The sequence below is a fragment of the Catalinimonas locisalis genome (assembly GCF_038039535.1).
In the GTDB taxonomy this organism is placed as follows: domain Bacteria; phylum Bacteroidota; class Bacteroidia; order Cytophagales; family Cyclobacteriaceae; genus Catalinimonas.
Genome location: NZ_JBBPHP010000060.1, coordinates 1 through 19,313, shown reverse-complemented (window position 1 = coordinate 19,313; position 19,313 = coordinate 1). Strand labels below are relative to the sequence as shown.

The window sequence follows — 19,313 nt, the reverse complement described above, 5'->3', positions numbered from 1 at the left end:
TTTAATTAATTTGATTTGAGTTCATACTCAGCCCAGCGGGCGGCCAAAGCTGCCAGGTCAAAATAGCGTTCATGAGGAGGAAAGCCACCGCCGGTAAAAAGTTTTCTTTTCAGTTCATCCAGAAATAATTTGACTGGGTGAATGGATTGAATTTTATAACGCTCCGCATATCGTGCCAGGTAATAGGTGGAATTCCAGATATAACTTTTGGATTGATCCTGCGCAACTTGGTTCTTCATTTGCTGAAACTGCATAAGTTTTTGAAGTAAGCCGTTTGACAAACCTTCCTGATGTACCAGATAAACCATTTCCTCTTTCAGAGATTTCACCTCGGCAAATTCCTTATGCCATGATACGGTTTCTCCAAAGAAGCAGAAAGCATTTTTGGAGAGTGAAAGCCCATCAGCACTGTACCTCTTCGCCTTTTCTTCAGCCTCACCAGCTAGTTCGGCCCCTTTGGCAATAGGAAATTTTGGATCAACTATCGCGATACCGGCAGAAATTGAGATTTCTTCCCTACTGCAAACGAAATCACGAAAATCATTGCGGATTTGCTCGGCGAAAGAGACCAGCATATCCCATCGGCCAACTGCAAATATATCGTCACCGCCGGAATAGAGGATATTTACCCAGTCACGATAAAAAGCCTTATGCTCGGGATGTTGCTCAAAATCAGCATGCGATTTCGGCAAGAGTATAAAGCTGTTATCCCGAATAGTATTCAGATAGCCACTGAAGAACCAATCAAGTTGAGAAGATAAGGTAGCATACCTAGAAAGGTTACGTTTATTATCAGGAATGCCATGTATAAATAACTTACCAAGGTTATCAATATCCATGCGCAGAATTCCCAATCGTGTTTTCTTTCCATTGGCATACTGAGCTAGTTCCTCAAAAGTTTTGTTGATCCAACTTCCTGAGTCAGCTTGCTTTCGGGCCTGTTGGTTGCCTCCGTAAAAGGTAAATCCATAAGAGGTACGATTTCCCTTGAGCGTATTGATCAGGTTAAAGTTAGTTTCATTGATCCTCCGTACCCTGGCAGTATCAACCGAACTAATTTTACGAAAATCAGCATCATCATAAGTAAGGTTATGACTATCAAACAAATGATGACGTACTTCTAACTTCAATGGCTCAAAAGATGGAATTTTCAGATCACGGATGGATTCAGAAGAGCGGAAAGTCAGAAAATAATCTGCATCCTTAAGTACTTCGCCAAGTATCACCTGATCATATACATTAGCTTTCACATAAACCGGGTTACCTTCTTCATCTTTAGCAATTTCTGTTTTATCGTCTTTTCCCTCAAAGAACTGTCCGGTAACCGCACAGACTTCGTCCATTTCACTCGTGTTGTCGGGTTGGAAAAAACGATCAAAATTATCCAGCATGAGTTGCCTGAATTTTTGTTGCTTTTTCAGGCTTGTTTTCTCGGATAGTTTTCTCCAAAGTTCTCCCAGGTTATGTGTCAGAAAAGGCTTACCCTGATCATCAGGGATTGAGATTTCGCTTTTACCCTTATCAAACTGGTAACAGAATGGTATGTAATCCATGCACACATAAAGGGCGCCGTGATAACCATTATAAATATTTTCCGAAGTTTCAAGCTCAAGCTTATGGAGTTCCTCCTTTACCTTTGTAGTATTGGGAAGTAACATATAAAATTTGCCACCGCTGGCATACACTACATGCCCTGTAGTAACTCCGCATTGCTTAATAATTTTCTGGACGAGACTCTCTACCAGTAATTGAAGAAAAAATGATCTACCTTTGAGGCTTTTAGCAGCTTTTGAAGAGTAGATATCATATATGTATTTTTGAATTCCCGAAATATCACCGCAGAAAAAAAGTAGCGGATGACATCCATCTCTTATTACAAGCCTTTTTTTGCCCGCCATTTGCTGAAGTTCAAAATCATCCTTTTGCTCAGTCCAGTAATCATAAAGACATTGAGCAATGGCTCCTGTAGTACGCAAATGGTCATGGAGATTAACATCCGGAAGATCTTTTTTGTGAGCACTGGAAGGAACACACCAGGCATATTTCCTAATCAGGAAAAGTAGAGATTCATTAAAAGCTTCAATGGCAAGCCGCCTGTGAGCGCTTCCTTCATGTACAGGAATGGCTTCAAACTCTTCAATAAAACTTCCCCAGAGTTTTTCATAATCCATTTGTTGATAATCAGCAGTTTGCTCAGGAAAGCATGAGCGAGAAATGTCCAGGGACTGTAGAGGTAAGGAGTATAATTGTTCATTTATAGTTTTGTTTTTCAATCCCAACTGTTCAAAGATAGACACCAACCTCACCTCCCTAAAATTTTTGTATTCCTTAAAAACAGTTTCATCTGCTTCATAACGGGCATTACGATCCATCCCGCTACTCCACCAGTCGGCCATCTGTATGAAGGCCTGAAACAATGTTTGTGGGTTATGGTGATAACAGCTTAAATTTTGAAGAGTATCTTCTTTTCCTTCCTTTATTCCAATATTAGAAGACAACCCCAATTGCTGAAGTTTTTTGGAAACGCTGGCGTTCTCAAAAAAATCATGTGTCCAGATTACATGCTGGTAAGCTGGTAGCCCATTCTTCCCTTTAGGACATATATAATCAGCAATATTTCTAGAATTAGGAGCTAGTTTAGTAGAACTTTCGTAATATACATCTGCACGCTGATAGAACTTACCAATATCATGTAGTAAGCCTGCCATATAAACTAATTCTTTGTTCAGGTCTGACATTTCTCTTTATGGTTTTTTTTGCACAACAGTTCCATACCCCAGACTGACACTTTTGCCCAGGCCAATAAAATTGGGTAGAAATACATTGGAGGAAAAATCCAGGTTGAAACCCAGGACTTTTTTTCCCTTGAGGCTAACCCAACGAGGCTCCTTTAAGTCCTGGATGTGCGCTTCTATTTGTTTATCCACATGCCAGTCTACACCTTTAGCAAATGAAAGTATATTGCCAATGAGTTTAGTCTCTAAAAATCGGATTCTATCTGTCAGATTTTCAAATTGTTGATAGTCTTTATAACTCTCCTGACTTAGGGCGATCCAATTCCTGATGTTGTAATGAAAAAGTTTATCCCACGTCTGAAGATTGTATTGCTTCATATCCAGTTGTGAGATACTCATATTTAATTTCCTTCCACTGAGCTCTATGCTCCAATCTTTATTTTGGAAGAAATGGTGAATTTCCTCTACACCGAAGTCAATGCATAATAAAGAGGGATGTTTTCGGATAGACTTGTACTGTACGAGAGGATACCTATAAATATGGCCATCTAGCTTATTATGATTATGAAATATATCATGTTCACGGCCTACTTTATCAATTACAGCACCACGAAAGGCAGGTATTTCATGAGGGCGGATATCCCCCTCAAACTCAACTCTCAGATATTTGAGTTTTTTCACTAATAGGTTGTTGTAAGGTTTGCTTAGTATAGAATCTTTAATATGTGAAGATGTAATAGTAAATGCAAGCATGATTACTTAGAAAAGTTAATTTTTATCTTTATTTATATAGATTTTATATAATCTATGCAATCATAAGACCAACTCATATAAGTATGAAAACTGCAATATTTTAGATTTTAGACTGTCAAATTAGTAACTTTAGTGTCAAAATTTGATACCTATGCGACTATTGATCTCCTGGATGTCAAAGGCGAGTGATTTTTTGGAAGGTAGTGTGAATGAGAAGGGGCCTAATCTTTCATTTCATCAATATTTTTATGAGTATGATGAGCATGTACTCCTGTGTTCTGAGAAGCAAGAGGATACAGCTTTTGAATTTTTACTCAATACCTTAAAAAGAAAATACCCATCTCGCACAATCTCCGGAAGGTACCTGGGGTTAAATGATGTAATTGATTTAGAGGAGGTGCTTCCCAAGATTCGCTCACTAATTCTTGAATACAAAGATCAGCAAATAGATATTTTTTTCTCACCTGGCACTTCCATTATGCAGTTAAGCTGGTTTATCCTACATACTACTTTAGGATTAGATACCAGGTTAATTCAATTAAGGGAAGGTAGGTTAAGCAAGGATAAGAAACCGGAAAAGTTACTATTGGAGGTTGATCAATCCATGACACCTATAACTGCTACAATCAGGCAGATCAGTCAAAATCAAAAAGATAAGGATTTCTTAGTTACTGACCGACTAAAGCCAACTTTTGAAAGAGCCTCTAAAGTAGCACAAGCAGGAGATGTAACGGTGCTGATAAGCGGAGAGACGGGAACAGGTAAAGAGGTAGTAGCCACATATATTCATAAAAATTCTTATAGGAGAAGTAAGCCATTTGTGGCAATCAATTGTTCAGCTTTTTCCGATAATTTATTAGAATCTCGTCTCTTTGGTTATCGTAAAGGTGCTTTTACGGATGCTAAATCTGATCAAAAAGGTTTATTTCACCAAGCGGATGGTGGCACTATTTTTCTAGATGAGATCGGTGATATTTCTTCCTACATGCAGCAGGCTTTACTTAGGGTATTACAGGAAAAAGAGATTCACCCTATTGGTGGGACTGCAAAAGACATAGATGTGCAGGTCATCACAGCAACAAATAAAGATCTAGTAGATCTGTGCGATAAAGGGGATTATCGTTGGGATTTATACTACCGTCTTGCTGTAGCTGAGATTGGAATTCCTCCTCTCAGAGAAAGGGGAGAAAAAGAGGTAGAACAGATGTTAAATTACCTGGTTGAAAAGAAGAAAAGGGAGATGCGATTTAATCAGACCCTAACTTTTGAAGGAGCAGCTTGGGATAAACTCATCAAATATCATTACCCTGGAAATGTGAGAGAGATGGAGAATGTTGTTGAAAGCTTATATGTCTTTAATGAAGGAAAAATAAAACCAGTAGATCTTCCAGAACGGATTCAGAAGGCTTCAGGAACTGTATTTTTGCTGTCTGAAGTTGAACGTCAACATATCCTTAATGTAACTACAATTTTTAATAATCAAAGGATGAAAGCTGCTGAAGCACTGGGCATTTCCTACAATACCTATAAGAAGAAAATGAAAGAAATAGAAAAGGAGGTATGAGCTTCGGAAAATAAAACTGTCCTGTTTTATGTCCCTACATAAAACAAAAAATCCCCATAATCACCTGATTTACAAAGTGTTATGAGGATTGTAGAGTACCAGGAGCGGGACTTGAACCCGCACGACCTAATGGTCACAAGATTTTAAGTCTTGCGTGTCTACCAATTCCACCATCCCGGCATTTTTATGTTAAACTTCTCAGGTATTCTTTCCCAACACCTGATTTTAATTTCTTTTCTCTGCCTCTAGCATCTTTTCTACTTTCAAACTGTTCTACTACAATGAGCTTGAATGGAGAATAGGACTTAGTAGTTTTATTATATCCTTTGTTATGTTCATTAATACGTCTTTCAATATTATTTGTCAAGCCCACATAAATATAATTGGCATTGATACTCCTAATAGCATAAACATAGAACATATTCCACTGACTAACTACCAACCTGTCTGCCGTCAGGCAGGTTCCACCATCCCAGCATGAGTAAAAACTCATCTTGTCTAGAACAGTAAAGCGACTCTCCTGTATCCGATCTGGGAGTCGCTTTAAGTTTTGAGCGAAAGACGGGGTTCGAACCCGCGACCTCAACCTTGGCAAGGTTGCGCTCTACCAGCTGAGCTACTTTCGCTTTTTCCGAATGGGAGTACAAAGTTAAGCATGGGTTTTTAAAATACAATAGCCATCAAGAAAAATTTTAACTACTAACTAAAATCATTCTGGTACATGCATTTGCAAGCATCTTGTTTGTGCTTTCCCACGATTATTTGCCTACTTTGCATGTAGTAAAATCTACTTCAAACATAGATATTTATTGAACTGTGAACCCTCAAACTCTGAACTCAATAACCGAATGATCCTTTCAGGCAAGTCTATAGAAGCAAAACTAGGTAAAGACATTATCATAGATCCTTATCGCAAAGAGCAGCTTAATCCTAATAGTTATAACCTCAGGTTGCACCAGGACCTTCTGGTGTATGATAAGCCGGTCCTGGATATGAAACTGGAGAATACTGCTCAAAAGGTGATCATACCCGAAGATGGGCTGTTGCTGGAGAAAGATAAATTGTATCTAGGCAGGACGCTGGAGTTTACCGAAACCCACAATTATGTACCTATGCTGGAGGGACGTTCCTCTATAGGCAGACTGGGCTTATTCGTTCACATTACCGCAGGCTTTGGAGATGTGGGTTTTTCTGGCTTCTGGACCCTGGAAATGTTTTGTGTGCAGCCCATCAGGATATATGCCGGAGTAGAGATCTGCCAGATTTTTTACCATTCTATTGAGGGAGAATACGAGGAGTATCGCAGCAAGAAATACCAGCATAACCAGGGAATTCAGCCCAGCATGCTTTTTAAAGACTTTGAGAAATAGTATCTTGATCAAAATTTTTCGTTGAAATCCTTAATTTTTCACCAATAAATTTTTTTGCGATGCCACTAGATCTTAACCTAAGCAATCTGATGTTTGTAGATATTGAGACCGTATCTGCTGAATCTAGCTTTGAGGATTTGAGTGAAGTACTCAAAAGTGAATGGAGTCGTAAGGCATCAAATCTGAAAAATAAAGAAGACCTCAATGTTGAAGAAATGTATTTTGAGCGGGCAGGTATCTATGCTGAGTTCGGAAAAGTGATTGTAATCTCAGTCGGGATTTTTCATACCCTGGAAAATGAGGAGACAGAATTGCGGATCAAATGTATATCTGGTGAAAATGAAAAAGAGATACTTCAGAATTTCAAAGAAACCGTGATGAAGTTTGATCAAAGCCGGTTAAGGCTTTGCGCGCATAACGGAAAAGAGTTTGATTTCCCTTATCTATGTCGTCGTATGCTGATCAATGGGATTACTTTACCACCTTCTATGGATGTGGCTGGCAAAAAATCCTGGGAAATTCATCACCTTGATACGATGGATATGTGGAAATTTGGCGATTATAAAAGCTATACCTCTTTAGAATTGCTGGCAGCTCTTTTCAATGTGAAAGCAGTAGAAGAAGAATCAATCAAAGGAAGTGAAGTGAATAAGATTTATTATCAAGAAAAATCTCTGGATAAAATCGCTCGCTTCTGCAAACGAAATGTATCTATTCTGGCGCAGGTATTTTTACACTTGCAGTCTCTTAAACCAATCAAGCAGGAAAATATTACTGTAGTATAATCTTCTGGAATAGAACCTTAATGCATTAAAATGAGTTAGCAGATGTAGAATAAATGCATTTCATGTAAACCGCTCCTTCCATCAGTAATCTATACAACACCACTAAATCATTATCTCTATCAAATAAGCATTAGTTAAAGTCCTCCCTATCTGACCAGAAAACTTCTTAAATTTACTGAAATACTTATTTTAGCATCAGCAAGCCTGATACTCAGTATTTGTAATTTGGATAATATGAAGAACATCCCTTCTCTAGGAGGAGTTTGAGAAGTTGGCGGTCATTTTTAAATTAAAATATAAATCTGTGTTTAAGCGAGCACTATAAATTCTTATTAACTTCGCTCTCTTTCACACAGCCAGAATTTTTTCAATCAATATGTCAAAAAAAAGAAATAAACAGAAAACCCGTTCCCGATCCAAAAAACAAGCCTATACCAACGAACAGCTTGCCTATATGACGATGGGGCTGCTGGATGCCAACCTAACCAAAGCTTACTCACCTCGCCAGATTGCCAAACGGCTGGATATCAATGATAAAGCCTCAAAAAACTCCCTGCCCAATGTACTCTACAAGCTTGAGGAAGAGGGTAAAGTCAAGAAAATTATCAATGGTAAGTATCAGACTACCGCCGAGCCAAAAATACTGCTAGGGAAAGTGGATTTTGTAAACCCACGTTTTGCATTCATCATCTGTGATGAACTGGAAGAAGATATTAAAGTAGATGCTGACTATGTACAAAACGCTATTGATGGTGATATTGTCAAAGTTATGTCTTTTGGGCCAGGTATAGAAGGAAAGCGGCCTGAAGGAGAGGTATTGGAAGTGGTAGAACGCACCCGAAAAGAGTTTGTGGGTAGAGTAGAAATGTCTAATCGCTTCGCATTCATCGTACCTGACAACCGAAAGATGCATCATGATATTTTTGTGCGGTTGGAAGATTTACAGGGAGCTAAGAATAATGACAAAGTCATTGTCAAACTCATCAAATGGCCGGAGGAAGATAAAAGTCCGGTAGGTAAAGTGATCAGAGTACTAGGGCCTGCCGGGGAGAATAATGCGGAGATTCATTCTATCATGGCTGAATTTGATCTGCCCTTTGAGTTTCCTCATGATGTGGTGGAAGAAACCAGCAAGATCAAATTCAATCTCAACAAAAAAGAGCTGTCCAGGAGAAGAGATTTCCGAGAGGTCACCACCTTTACCATTGACCCGGTAGATGCCAAAGACTTTGACGATGCCTTGTCCATCAAAAAACTGGATGATAACCACTGGGAAATAGGCGTGCATATCGCTGACGTCACCCATTACCTGCAGGAAAATACTGCCCTGGAAAGAGAAGCAGAAGAAAGAGCTACCTCGGTTTATCTGGTGGACCGCGTTATCCCTATGCTTCCCGAAAAGCTGTCCAACGAACTTTGTTCTCTGCGCCCGAATGAAGACCGACTTACATTCTCTGCGGTTTTTAAGATGGATAAGAATGCAAAGGTAAAAGACGTTTGGCTGGGGAGAACCGTAATCCATTCCGATCATCGCTTTGCCTATGAAGATGCCCAGGAACGTATTGAAACTGGCAAAGGTGAGTTTGCACAGGAAGTTATTACCCTGAATAATCTTGCGAAAAGGCTAAGAAATGAGCGTTTTGCCCAAGGAGCAGTGAACTTTGAAACTACTGAAGTACGCTTCAAACTGGATGATGCCGGTAACCCGCTGGAAGTAGTGCCTAAAGTGCGCAAAGATGCTCATAAGATGATAGAGGAGTTTATGCTGCTCGCCAATAAAAAAGTGGCAGAATTTGTCTATCACTACAAGAAGAAAAAGGATAAAAACACCTTCGTTTACCGTGTCCATGATTTTCCAGATATCACCAAAATCCAGGAGTTTTCTCAGTTTGCTCAGCGCTTTGGCTATAAACTACATACCTCAGATGAGGCAATTTCCGCTTCGCTCAACGAACTGATGTCGGCTGTGGAAGGGAAGCCGGAGCAGGATATTCTGCAACAACTGGCAATCCGTACCATGGCCAAAGCCAAATATACTACTGAAGCCAAGGGACACTTTGGTCTGGCATTTGAGCATTATACACACTTTACATCACCCATTCGCCGCTACCCGGATGTAATGGTGCACCGACTTTTGCAAAAATACCTTGATGATGCAGCCGTTGAAGAGCGGCATAAGTACGAGAAAAAATGTGAACACTCATCTGAGCAGGAAAAACGGGCAGCCGATGCCGAACGGGCTTCCATCAAATACAAGCAGGTGCAGTACATGCAGCAGTTTGGCATAGACAGAGTATTTGATGGTATAGTGTCAGGAGTGACAGAATGGGGCGTTTATGTAGAAATGGTAGAAACCCATTGCGAAGGTATGGTGCGCATGTCTGAAATATCGGATGATTATTATGAATATGATGCCAAGAACTTTCGCATCATCGGGCAGCGACGCAAGCGGATCATTGCACTAGGCGATAAGGTAAAAGTAAGAGTACTCAAAACGGATATGGACCGCCGTACCATTGACCTGGAATTTGTGAAGTAAGAGAAGGTTAAGTGTGGGGAGATTGATTAGGCAGAATGATGATGAATGTGCAGCCTTCTCCCTTTTTGGACTTCAGGTATATCTCTCCGCCCATTTTAGTAACCGACTCTTTTACAATAAAAAGACCTAAGCCAGAACCTTTGGCACTACTGCTTGCGCGATAAAACATATCATAAATTTTGTCATGGTGCTTTTCATCAATTCCTAAGCCATTATCTTCTACTGTAATCTCAGCTTTCTCCTTATTTGTAAAAGCTTTTACATTAAGATAGGGTTTAGGTTTCTCAGGATCATAATAGCGAAAAGCATTGGAGATCAGATTATTCAGTATGATAGACAAACGTTTTTTGTCTCCATAAAACTCTCCTTCCTGCCTTATATCAGTTCTTTTCTCCAACAGATTGTAATTACTTAGATGTTGATACAGAGAGAATACTTCCTCTAGCATAACCCTCAAATCTATAGGTTCACATACCACTTCCAGGCGAGTGTTTCTGGAATAGTTAAGAATATCCTGGATAAAATCATCAAGTCGGTTGAGGGCCTGTTCCTGTAAGTCCAGGTATTTTTCAAACCTTTTGGGGTCTTCCTCCATTCTAAGAACTTCAATAAGGCCCATAGTAGAAGTAAGAGGAGCTCTTAGGTCATGAGAAGTACGGTATACAAATACATCCAGCTCTTTATTAAGGCGGGTAAGTTCTTCGTTTTTATGATGTATGGTTTCGTTTTGTACAGACAGAGTTTGATTCGCATTTTCCAATCCATACAGAGCCAAAGACACCCTTTGAGAAAGTATGAGTGATTGAGATAGAATAAATAAAAGTAAGCCTAAAGAAATAATATATCCTGTAGGAATGAGATTATTAGCATACAATACATCGTTGATGAATGCTAGAAAGAAAATGATTAAGCTGAATAATAATATTTTTTGCCCTGGAATCTTTTTATCGTAGTGTTTAATAATTCTGTAGAGTCCAATTACACATATTAGAATAGTAAATACTTCATAGGGTATGATGGAGTGAGAAAAACTAAGAGGGGGAGTCAAAAGTACCCACAAAGTAGCAGCTATTGCGATGCCCCAGTTAAGCAAAAAAAGCGATTTAGGTATCACTTTCGGAAATATTTGCCTGAGGTAGCTCAAAAACAATGGGACAAAGAGGTAGAATCCTAAAAGTTCCAGCCTAATCATCCAGTTCCAGTTAAGTGGCAGCAAATAACGGATAAGGTACTGCCCGGTACAAAGTACCCTGATCAGGATAAAAAAACAGGCAATGCTAAAAATCAGATAGGTTATGTCATCTCTTCCAAAAAAGTAAAAGCCAAGATAATAAAGTGCCATAATCAGAATACACCCTGCTAGAAAAAACTCAAGTCCTGTTTCCAATATCCATCTTTTGCGGATGTCTCTGATGTTACCTAAAAAAAAGGGGGACCAAGCCCCCCCCTCTGTGATAGTGAAAATTTGAAACTTCTAGGATAAGCCTAAGCGTGTCTTTTGTAGAGGGTATTCGGACAAAGTCAGGAGCATACTCAGGAAGCGTTTCCTCTGCATTTTTTCCTACTTTTCCGGCTTGATAAATAAGAGAATCATCAGCATACAACTTCATGGCTGTCGCTACTGTATGGATGTTGATACCCATTTCTTCTGTGTTTTCAGGAAGCAAGACGTGTAGCGCATAGCTTGCGTATCCTTGCCCGCCAAGACGCTGGCCCTTCAATTCATAATTTTTCCAATCAGAAGGTAGGTTGATAAAATAGGAGGTAGTCGGAGATGGTGATACTGTCTGTGCATTATTCCAAAACTGTTGCCAGTAAAAAGCCCAGTCACCGTTCAGTTTGACAGGCCCCTGCTTATCAAAATCCCACTGACGTAAGTCCAGCGTACTTTGGTGAGCGGTAGGCATTTGACTAACAGAGGGATGACAGGCAAACAAGAAAAAAAGCGCAAGCTGTACAAAAAACAGATTTAGCACTTTTGACCAGGCTTTTATTTCAATATTCATGTATAAGTCCTTGTATTCAATTGTGGGTTTACAAGTAAGGAGCTAATTTGAAGTATACCTGAATGAATGCTTTCTAATCTTAAATCTAATGATTATTGAGTGTTTTTACTCAAATACTTTCTGATAGTAACTATTAAAAGATTAATGTAATAAAAAAGAAATTAAAACAAATACTTAAGTAAATTTTTAGATTAAATTTTTCTGAACACCATAATTATCACTAACCTTTTGCTTAAGGCACGGTAGTGCAGATAGGCTGATTCAGTTGTTTTTGTAAATACTTTTATACAGTTTTACGACGGTCAAAAAAGATACTTTTCAGTAAGTTATCTGATACTAAATTATAATTTCAGGTGTAAGTTTCTTAGCGCTATGTTTGACTATTAAGCTTGGTATTTTAGCGTTATAGCCATACTATTTATTTCTATTCTACTTGTAGCAAGTATATGAACCCGCTGGTGCAGGAATACATTGAAAAAATTAATCACAAATTACAGCAACACAAATTTGGGAGTCAGCCTACCGAGCTGTATGAGCCTATAAGGTATATTTTAAGCCTGGGAGGAAAAAGGCTCAGACCGGTACTAACTCTATTGGCTTACTGGCTCTATCATGACCATGCGTATGAAGATAGTGTACTTGAGCCAGCTCTGGCAGTAGAAGTCTTTCATAACTTTACTCTGATGCATGACGATATCATGGATCAGGCACCACTCCGGAGAGGAAAACCTACTGTCCATAAAAAATGGAATGAGAATATTGCTATTCTTTCCGGTGATGTGATGATGGTAAGAGCGTATGAGCTTTTGCTCAATGTAAAGCAGGATACACTATTGCCGGTTTTAAAAGCCTTTAATCAGTGTGCCGCAGAAGTTTGTGAGGGCCAGCAATGGGATATGAACTTTGAAAATCGTGCTGAAGTGAATGAAGAAGAGTATCTGATGATGATCAGGCAGAAAACAGCGGTGCTGCTCGGTTTTAGTTTGCAATTGGGAGGGATTTTAGCCAATGCAAGTGTTGAAGATAGTCAGCTTTTATATGACTTTGGCGTAAACATTGGTATCAGTTTTCAGCTTAAAGATGATCTGCTGGATGTGTACGCTGATCAGGCTAAATTTGGTAAGCAAGTAGGAGGCGATATAATCGTGAATAAAAAGACTTTCTTGCTGATCAAAGCGCTGGAAAAAGCCAATGCTCAGCAGAAGTCTGAACTTGAATCTTGGCTGCAAAAAGAAGAATTTGACAACCAAGTAAAAGTCAGTGCAGTAAAAGCTATGTATGACACGCTTGATATCCGAGCACTTACCGAGCAAAAGATGAATGAATTTTTTGACCTGGGCTTGCAAAAGCTGCAACAAATCAATGTAAAACCCGATAAAAAAGAAATACTTAGTCAGTTTGCAGAAGAACTTATGGCAAGAGAAAAATAAAATAGCGCTGCAAAAGGACTTATATACTTATGGACTCTATTACAATTATACTTATTGTCATTTCCGTTGCAGCCAGCCTGTATGCATGGAATAAGCCGGAAGTTATGTACAAATGGATTTTTAACCCCTATTCCGTTTATACCAAGAAAGAATACTGGCGCTTTGTTACCTCAGGTTTTATCCATCAGGACTACATGCACCTGTTCTTCAATATGTTTACGCTTTACTTTTTCGGAAGCGTTATTGAACAGTACTACACCTATTTGTTTGGAGGTACCACAGGCATAGTGCTTTACATAGGCATGTATCTGGTAGCTATTATCGTTTCGGATGTTGCTACCTATATCAAGCACCGCAATGACCCATCTTACAACTCCCTGGGTGCTTCAGGTGGGGTTTCTGCTATAGTATTTAGCGCAATCATGTTTGATCCTACTAGTAATATTTACCTTTTTGGTTTGATCGGAATACCGGGCTTTATTCTAGGGGGATTGTTTCTCCTTTATTCTTACCAGCGGTCCAAGCAGATGCGCGACCGTATCAACCATGATGCACACCTATATGGGGCATTATTCGGAGTGATCTTCACCATTATCATAGAACCTAATGTGATTTCGCATTTCATCTCGGAGATATCAAATTTCAGCTTTTTTTGATTTGTATCTGGTCGTAGCAGAGACTTTCTTGCAATCATGGGTGTTTTTACTAAATTGAAGCAATATCCACCAACATTATATTCCTATGTCAGAGCAAAATAAAACAGAGGATCAGGCTAAAGACAGGTTACAGGAAATATACGCCAAGATCAAAGAATTTGAGCAAAAGGCTAAGGACCTGAGAGCTGAACTGGATGAGGAGCTCAATGGGCTCAAAGAAAAGGATAGCCCACTCTACCGCAGCTATGAAGACCTCAAAAATTCCAGTGCAGCAGCTTTTTATGACATCCGCCAGGGCTTTGAAAAAGCAGCAGATACTTTGCATGAAGCCATCAAAAAAGCAAAATACCATTTTAAGTAAATGTTGCTGACCAGCAAAGACGCAGTTAAGCTCATGGCAGTTTACCCTCAGTAGATTTATGAGTAATCAACCCTCCGAAGTACAGGAGAGTGTCGCTTCACTAATTCAAACCACCGCACTGCCGGTGCTGAATAAGACCATTCAGTATCAGGAGGATTTTGCTGATGAGGTGCTTTCTGTTTTTCACGACTTTACTAAGCAATACGAAGCAGCTAAAACACAGGGAGATGCAGCGCTTTTCTTTGAGGCACTACAGTCTTACAGTAAAAACATCTATGCGCTAATTGAGCATAGGTACGAAAGTAACCAGCCTCGCCAACTCACTGAAATACTAGAGGAGTATTTTCAGGGCAGTATGGTATTGCTGGACAATCTGCCTCCTTTTTATGATGAAGTACAGGCTGAGACGCGCTTTGAAAAGCAGGACGAAGATAACTGGCGAATCCGCCTTATCAAATACTGGAAGAGGTGGCTCAGGCGGTGGAGAGATCTGCCTCACAGAATAAAAAACTTTTTTCGCAGACTCTTTCGCAAATCCCCCAAGGCGCTGGAACCCTGGAAGTACAAGGTTCCACTGAGAAATCTTACAGCATTTTATTACAAATATGAATATGCGCTGGCACTCATACCTGTATTTGAAAAAGTATACCGTGAATTAGCCATTACTTCTCAACAGGCCTGGCAGGCATCTGAGCGTATGTTTGTTAAGGTAAGCCATTCTCTACAGGAGCTTGATTATCAGCGTGAGAACTGGCTGGCTGAACTTCCTTCTTTAGAAACACAACAGTTTGAAGCGCAAATACAGGCAGTACATGATGAACTGCAAACCCTGCATCAGGAGATCAGCCATGATCATGCGCAGCTACTGACAGAAATTTCCCATAAATATCAATACGCTTATGAGAGGGCAGGAACAGCAGAGTTGCCGGCACGTCATTTTAGCAATGCTAAAATCCTTAGCAAAAATAGAAATACTGAAAAGGCATATCTGGGTTTTGTACAGGGTTGGAGAAACACGCTTTTTGCGCTGCATGAGGACTGGCGTATTGATGAAGAGTTTAGCATACTGAGCAATCACCTCCTCTACCAGCACTATAAAGTACGAGAAGAAGCGAAGCTAAAAATCAAGCAGGCAGTGCTACCCCAAGTCAATACTGCCAAGAGCGTACTCAATAATGCTCAGGAAGCAATTGACAATTCACCAAAACTACAGATTGAGGAAGAACTGAATAAGCAAAAGCAATACATTGATCTGCAATTGATACGTACAGTTATTCCGACAACAATAGCAGTTCTCTACCGGCAGGCACTACCTTCTCTACTTAATAATATTCAGTCTCAGGCCAAAGAAAAAGTAGATGAATTACCGGAAAGAAGGGGATTGGTAAAAACCAACGAGTACAACAGAGTCATCAAAACTTCAGAAATTGATTATATCTCTCCGAAGCAGATCGTTAGCTTTGAGACGCTACCCAACCTTAGAGTCAAAATCAATGATTCAGAGCGGGCGGTGGGTGATGAGTTAGCTAAAGTACAGAAGTCGATCAACGAAGTAGGACAGATTTCTTACTTCAACCTGGACTCGGCACTTTCAGTTTTTGAAGGTGAACAGGAAAATATAGATAAAGCCCAGAGCATTGCACTGGAAGGTTTACAACGTGCTCAGAAAGTGATTGAGCATATTATTGAATCCTTGGATGAGGTTTATCTACATCTTGACAGCGACGTACATAAGGCAGTACAGTCCTTTATCAATGAACTTACTGAGCTTAAGAGTAATGATTATGCTTTAGAACTGAAGCTGAGAGTCGCCAGGGCCAAAGCGCTGGAAAGAACGAGGGAACTGAAGCAAAAAACATTTGACTATATAAAAAACGCCCTGCCCTATACGCTGAAATTCTTACAACAAGGCTACAAAAATACTAATCAACAACTCAGAGCTTACCGCAAGCAGATGGGGATAGAATCCAAATCGGTAGAGGTAAGCACAGAAATTTCGGATTTTTTAACGGAAAGTGAAAAATCCATCCAACAACTGCCCTATGTATATCAACGCCTGTTCAGTATCCGTCCACTAGACGAAGCGGTATTTTATGAAGAACGTACCGCAGAGATCAAGAGCATACAGGAAGCTTTTCAGAACTGGAATAAGGGGCGATATGCCAGCACCGTAATCATAGGGGAGAAAGGAAGCGGAATTACGACTTTGCTTAATTTTTTTATGAAGCAAAGTAATCAGCGGATGATCAAGCGGTGCCAGTTGGTAAGAGCCACTACTTTTCGTCAGATCTATACTGAAGAGGCATTACTGGCCTACTTTAGCGAACTCTTCCCTGAGCAGCAGTTTATGAATGTAGAAGATATCGTTCAATACTTTCACCAACTCACCCAACCCCTGATTCTTGTATTTGAAAATTTAGAACACTTTTATCTAAGAAAGGTAGGAGGTTTTTCTTGTCTCAAAACATTGTTTGAGCTCATCTCAAAAACCAACAAAAAGGTGTTCTGGCTGTGTACCTGTACGCTTTATGCCTGGCAATATCTTGATAAGACCATTCGTATTTCCGATTATTTTGAGTATTTGGTAGAGCTTCAGTCTTTTCAGAACCAACAATTGCGGGAGGTAATTTTGAAGCGTCACCGGGTGAGTGGCTATGCGTTGGTATATGAACCTGCCCAGGAAGACAGGGGTAAGAAGAAATTTGAGAAAATGTCGGATGATGAACAACAACAGTATTTGGAGAAGGAGTATTTCAATGACTTGAATAAAATTACGACCGGTAATTTTAGTATTGCACAGCTTTTCTGGCTCAGGTCGACTCGTAAAGTAACCGAAGATACCATATACATTGGCTCCCTTAAAGACTATGATTTTTCTTTTGTCAAATCTATTTCACTGCAACATGTACTCACGCTTCACATGCTGGTGCAGCACGATGGCCTTTCAGAAGCACAATATCAGGAGTTGACTGAATATCAGAGTATGGGTGCAAAAATGCTGAAAAAGCCAGGGAATAGTAATCTGAACCTGATACAACTGATGGATGATGGTTTTATCATTAAAAAGGAAGATGTCTATCTGATCAACCCTTTACTGTACCGACAAGTGATTAATTTATTAAAAGACAAAAACTTCCTGCACTGATGCTCCAAATACTCACCATATGGTTGCTGTTGCTGCTGAGTCCTCTACAGCTGATACAGAGGGACTCTGTAAATATGCGGCTTCCGGTGCCTCCGCAATTGTTGGGAGCAGGAGCACAAAATGCACAGCCTGATACTTTACAGAATATACCTACTGCTAATGAAGAGGCAGACAGCGTACAATCACAGCTACAGATCAGAGCCAATAACATCGTCATCCAGGCAGATACGCTGGTAGATAGGCAAAGACACCTGTTTGACAACTCAGCTTCAGAGGAAGAAGAACAGTCTACTCCGGAAGCACTGCGGCAAATTTCATTAGGCAAAATTTTCTGGAGCTTTATCATTTTCGCCATTGGTTACTTCGTCATCAGGTTCCTAACCCGTATTCTGGAATTATTTTCAGAAAGAAGTACCAATTACCGCATCACTATCAAAGGTTTGATTCCGGTAGTAAGGATACTGGGGTGGATCATTGTCATTTTTGTGATTATCACCGGAGTAATCAGACCAGAGATAGAAGCTGTACTGGCTTTGACAGCCTCGGTAGGGGTGGCTGTAGGTTTTGCCTCTCAGGATGTGTTGAAGAATATCTTTGGAGGCATCGTCATTCTGCTGGATACACCTTTCAAAGTAGGCGATAAAATTGAAATTGACTCTTATTACGGCGAGGTAGTAGAAATAGGTTTGCGCTCTACCCGTATTGTTACCCCGGATGATTCGCTGGTTTCTATTCCTAATGGAGAGTTGATGAATCGCTCAGTATCCAATAGTAATGCCGGAGAGCTTAATTGTCAGGTTGTGGCTGAAATCTATTTGCCGCTGGATATAGATACTGCACAGGTCAGGAAAATAGCCACTGAAGCTGCGCAAACGTCCAAATATATTTTCCTGAATAAGCCGATCACAGTATTATTTTTCAATGAAATTAAGGAGCGGAGGTCCTATCTGAAAATGCGCCTCAAAGCCTATGTGATGGACATCCGCTATGAGTTTGGCTTCAAAAGTGAACTTACTGAGATTGTAATACGTGAGCTACTCAGCAAAGAGCTGATCAGCCGTAAAGATTTTGAATAATGTTGTAAACTGAATTGTAGTTGAGTAGCATTCTGTTTTTTTGTGTGCTCTATTTTTAAACTTTGAATGAGTTGGTTGTGATTTTTAAAAGTTGTAACTATTTCTTGTGAGTGAAGTACCTACCATAACACCATAACACCATAACACCATAACACCATAACACCATAACACCATAACACCATAACACCATAACACCATAACACCAAGAATCAAATGGACATCAAAATAGGAATTATCAACGTCTCAGATCGTGCCAGCAAAGGGATTTATGAAGATATTCCCGGTAAAGCCATTGTAGAAACACTAAACGATTACCTTATCTCACCTTGGGAGAAAGTATATGCTGTCATACCCGATGAGCAGGATCAACTGGAAGCAAAAATGAAAGAAATGGCTGACAAAGAAAGCTGCTGCCTCATCATTACTTCCGGAGGGACTGGGCCTGCCAAAAGGGACGTAACTCCCGAAGCCACCGAAGCCGTGTGTCAGAAAATGATGCCTGGTTTTGGTGAACTCATGCGTCAGGTGAGTTTGCAGTATGTTCCAACCGCTATCTTATCCCGCCAGACCGCTGGTATTCGCAATCAGACATTAATTGTCAACTTACCCGGTAAACCCAAAGCCATCCGCCAATGCCTGGATGCTGTCTTTCCTGCCATTCCTTACTGCATTGATTTGCTGGAAGGCCCTTATCTGGAATGCAATGAAGAAGTGATCAAACCTTTCCGCCCAAAAAAATAGTTCTTGGTGTTATAGTTCTAGGTGTCAAGTAAGAGTTTAACAATACATAGCAACTATTTCTTGTGAGTGAAGTACACACCCTAACACCCTAACACCCTAACACCCTAACACCCTAACACCCTAACACCCTAACACCCTAACACCCTAACACC

At 40.0% G+C, this 19,313-nt stretch carries 15 protein-coding genes and 2 tRNA genes; 10 read left to right on the top strand and 7 right to left on the bottom strand.

Features of this window, described 5'->3' with window-relative positions; translation table 11 throughout:
- Nucleotides 1–5: 5 nt before the first annotated feature.
- Together cas10 and WJR50_RS31715 are read right to left on the bottom strand one after the other, a co-directional pair.
- A complete protein-coding gene (gene cas10, locus WJR50_RS31720; protein ID WP_341297359.1) occupies nucleotides 6–2,738 on the bottom strand; it encodes a type III-A CRISPR-associated protein Cas10/Csm1 in 2,733 nt (910 codons plus the stop codon).
- Nucleotides 2,739–2,744: 6 nt separating this feature from the next.
- Nucleotides 2,745–3,416, bottom strand: a complete 672-nt coding sequence (locus WJR50_RS31715) for a CRISPR-associated endonuclease Cas6 (RefSeq protein WP_341297358.1) — start codon at nucleotides 3,414–3,416, stop codon at nucleotides 2,745–2,747.
- Nucleotides 3,417–3,639: 223 nt separating this feature from the next.
- On the opposite strand from WJR50_RS31715, the gene WJR50_RS31710 reads away from it, so the two are divergent.
- Nucleotides 3,640–5,052, top strand: coding sequence for a sigma 54-interacting transcriptional regulator (locus WJR50_RS31710; RefSeq protein WP_341297357.1), 1,413 nt, complete (start codon nucleotides 3,640–3,642; stop codon nucleotides 5,050–5,052).
- 96 nt (nucleotides 5,053–5,148) lie between these two features.
- On the opposite strand, the gene WJR50_RS31705 is transcribed toward WJR50_RS31710, so the two are convergent.
- From WJR50_RS31705 to WJR50_RS31695, 3 genes are all read right to left on the bottom strand, one after another.
- A tRNA-Leu gene (locus tag WJR50_RS31705) sits at nucleotides 5,149–5,232 on the bottom strand.
- A gap of 4 nt (nucleotides 5,233–5,236) precedes the next feature.
- Complete coding sequence (locus WJR50_RS31700) at nucleotides 5,237–5,545, bottom strand: GIY-YIG nuclease family protein (RefSeq protein ID WP_341297356.1); 309 nt, start codon at nucleotides 5,543–5,545, stop codon at nucleotides 5,237–5,239.
- A 60-nt stretch (nucleotides 5,546–5,605) separates the two neighbouring features.
- Nucleotides 5,606–5,678: transfer RNA gene (locus WJR50_RS31695), tRNA-Gly, on the bottom strand.
- Nucleotides 5,679–5,900: 222 nt separating this feature from the next.
- Here WJR50_RS31695 and dcd point away from each other — a divergent pair.
- From dcd to rnr, 3 genes are all read left to right on the top strand, one after another.
- Nucleotides 5,901–6,422: a dCTP deaminase gene (gene dcd / locus WJR50_RS31690; RefSeq protein WP_341297355.1), complete on the top strand. Its 522-nt coding sequence runs from the start codon at nucleotides 5,901–5,903 to the stop codon at nucleotides 6,420–6,422.
- A 59-nt stretch (nucleotides 6,423–6,481) separates the two neighbouring features.
- Nucleotides 6,482–7,207, top strand: a complete 726-nt coding sequence (locus WJR50_RS31685; protein WP_341297354.1) for a ribonuclease H-like domain-containing protein — start codon at nucleotides 6,482–6,484, stop codon at nucleotides 7,205–7,207.
- Between the two features lie 376 nt (nucleotides 7,208–7,583).
- Nucleotides 7,584–9,746 carry a ribonuclease R gene (gene rnr, locus WJR50_RS31680; RefSeq protein ID WP_341297353.1) on the top strand — a complete coding sequence of 721 codons (2,163 nt, stop codon included), beginning with the start codon at nucleotides 7,584–7,586 and terminating at the stop codon, nucleotides 9,744–9,746.
- A 7-nt stretch (nucleotides 9,747–9,753) separates the two neighbouring features.
- Here rnr and WJR50_RS31675 read toward each other — a convergent pair whose 3' ends face one another.
- Both WJR50_RS31675 and WJR50_RS31670 read right to left on the bottom strand, forming a co-directional pair.
- Nucleotides 9,754–11,133 (bottom strand): sensor histidine kinase, encoded by a 1,380-nt coding sequence (locus WJR50_RS31675; RefSeq protein WP_341297352.1) that lies wholly within the window; start codon nucleotides 11,131–11,133, stop codon nucleotides 9,754–9,756.
- 28 nt (nucleotides 11,134–11,161) lie between these two features.
- A complete protein-coding gene (locus tag WJR50_RS31670; protein ID WP_341297351.1) occupies nucleotides 11,162–11,752 on the bottom strand; it encodes a hypothetical protein in 591 nt (196 codons plus the stop codon).
- A gap of 446 nt (nucleotides 11,753–12,198) precedes the next feature.
- Between WJR50_RS31670 and WJR50_RS31665 the strand changes: the two genes are divergently transcribed.
- From WJR50_RS31665 to mog, 6 genes are all read left to right on the top strand, one after another.
- Entirely contained in the window at nucleotides 12,199–13,182 is a 984-nt protein-coding gene (locus WJR50_RS31665; protein WP_341297350.1) for a polyprenyl synthetase family protein, read from the top strand.
- Nucleotides 13,183–13,211: 29 nt separating this feature from the next.
- Complete coding sequence (locus tag WJR50_RS31660; protein WP_341297349.1) at nucleotides 13,212–13,838, top strand: rhomboid family intramembrane serine protease; 627 nt, start codon at nucleotides 13,212–13,214, stop codon at nucleotides 13,836–13,838.
- 85 nt (nucleotides 13,839–13,923) lie between these two features.
- On the top strand, nucleotides 13,924–14,199 hold the full coding sequence (locus tag WJR50_RS31655; protein WP_341297348.1) for a sll1863 family stress response protein: 276 nt from the start codon (nucleotides 13,924–13,926) through the stop codon (nucleotides 14,197–14,199).
- 58 nt (nucleotides 14,200–14,257) lie between these two features.
- Complete coding sequence (locus WJR50_RS31650; RefSeq protein ID WP_341297347.1) at nucleotides 14,258–17,344, top strand: ATP-binding protein; 3,087 nt, start codon at nucleotides 14,258–14,260, stop codon at nucleotides 17,342–17,344.
- Nucleotides 17,344–18,420, top strand: a complete 1,077-nt coding sequence (locus WJR50_RS31645; protein WP_341297346.1) for a mechanosensitive ion channel family protein — start codon at nucleotides 17,344–17,346, stop codon at nucleotides 18,418–18,420. The genes WJR50_RS31650 and WJR50_RS31645 overlap by 1 nt, the downstream gene beginning before the upstream one ends.
- Nucleotides 18,421–18,633: 213 nt before the next feature.
- A complete protein-coding gene (mog, locus tag WJR50_RS31640) occupies nucleotides 18,634–19,161 on the top strand; it encodes a molybdopterin adenylyltransferase (RefSeq protein ID WP_341297345.1) in 528 nt (175 codons plus the stop codon).
- The last annotated feature ends 152 nt before the right edge of the window (nucleotides 19,162–19,313 follow it).

Excerpts from the sequence above, each read along its gene's own strand:
- dcd (WP_341297355.1), top strand. The coding sequence starts at position 5,901 with ATGATCCTTTCAGGCAAGTCTATAGAAGCAAAACTAGGTAAAGACATT.
- mog (WP_341297345.1), top strand. The coding sequence starts at position 18,634 with ATGGACATCAAAATAGGAATTATCAACGTCTCAGATCGTGCCAGCAAA.
- WJR50_RS31660 (WP_341297349.1), top strand. The coding sequence starts at position 13,212 with ATGGACTCTATTACAATTATACTTATTGTCATTTCCGTTGCAGCCAGC.
- rnr (WP_341297353.1), top strand. The coding sequence starts at position 7,584 with ATGTCAAAAAAAAGAAATAAACAGAAAACCCGTTCCCGATCCAAAAAA.
- WJR50_RS31645 (WP_341297346.1), top strand. The coding sequence starts at position 17,344 with ATGCTCCAAATACTCACCATATGGTTGCTGTTGCTGCTGAGTCCTCTA.
- WJR50_RS31670 (WP_341297351.1), bottom strand. The coding sequence starts at position 11,752 with ATGAATATTGAAATAAAAGCCTGGTCAAAAGTGCTAAATCTGTTTTTT.
- WJR50_RS31700 (WP_341297356.1), bottom strand. The coding sequence starts at position 5,545 with ATGAGTTTTTACTCATGCTGGGATGGTGGAACCTGCCTGACGGCAGAC.
- WJR50_RS31650 (WP_341297347.1), top strand. The coding sequence starts at position 14,258 with ATGAGTAATCAACCCTCCGAAGTACAGGAGAGTGTCGCTTCACTAATT.
- WJR50_RS31710 (WP_341297357.1), top strand. The coding sequence starts at position 3,640 with ATGCGACTATTGATCTCCTGGATGTCAAAGGCGAGTGATTTTTTGGAA.
- cas10 (WP_341297359.1), bottom strand. The coding sequence starts at position 2,738 with ATGTCAGACCTGAACAAAGAATTAGTTTATATGGCAGGCTTACTACAT.
- WJR50_RS31685 (WP_341297354.1), top strand. The coding sequence starts at position 6,482 with ATGCCACTAGATCTTAACCTAAGCAATCTGATGTTTGTAGATATTGAG.
- WJR50_RS31655 (WP_341297348.1), top strand. The coding sequence starts at position 13,924 with ATGTCAGAGCAAAATAAAACAGAGGATCAGGCTAAAGACAGGTTACAG.
- WJR50_RS31665 (WP_341297350.1), top strand. The coding sequence starts at position 12,199 with ATGAACCCGCTGGTGCAGGAATACATTGAAAAAATTAATCACAAATTA.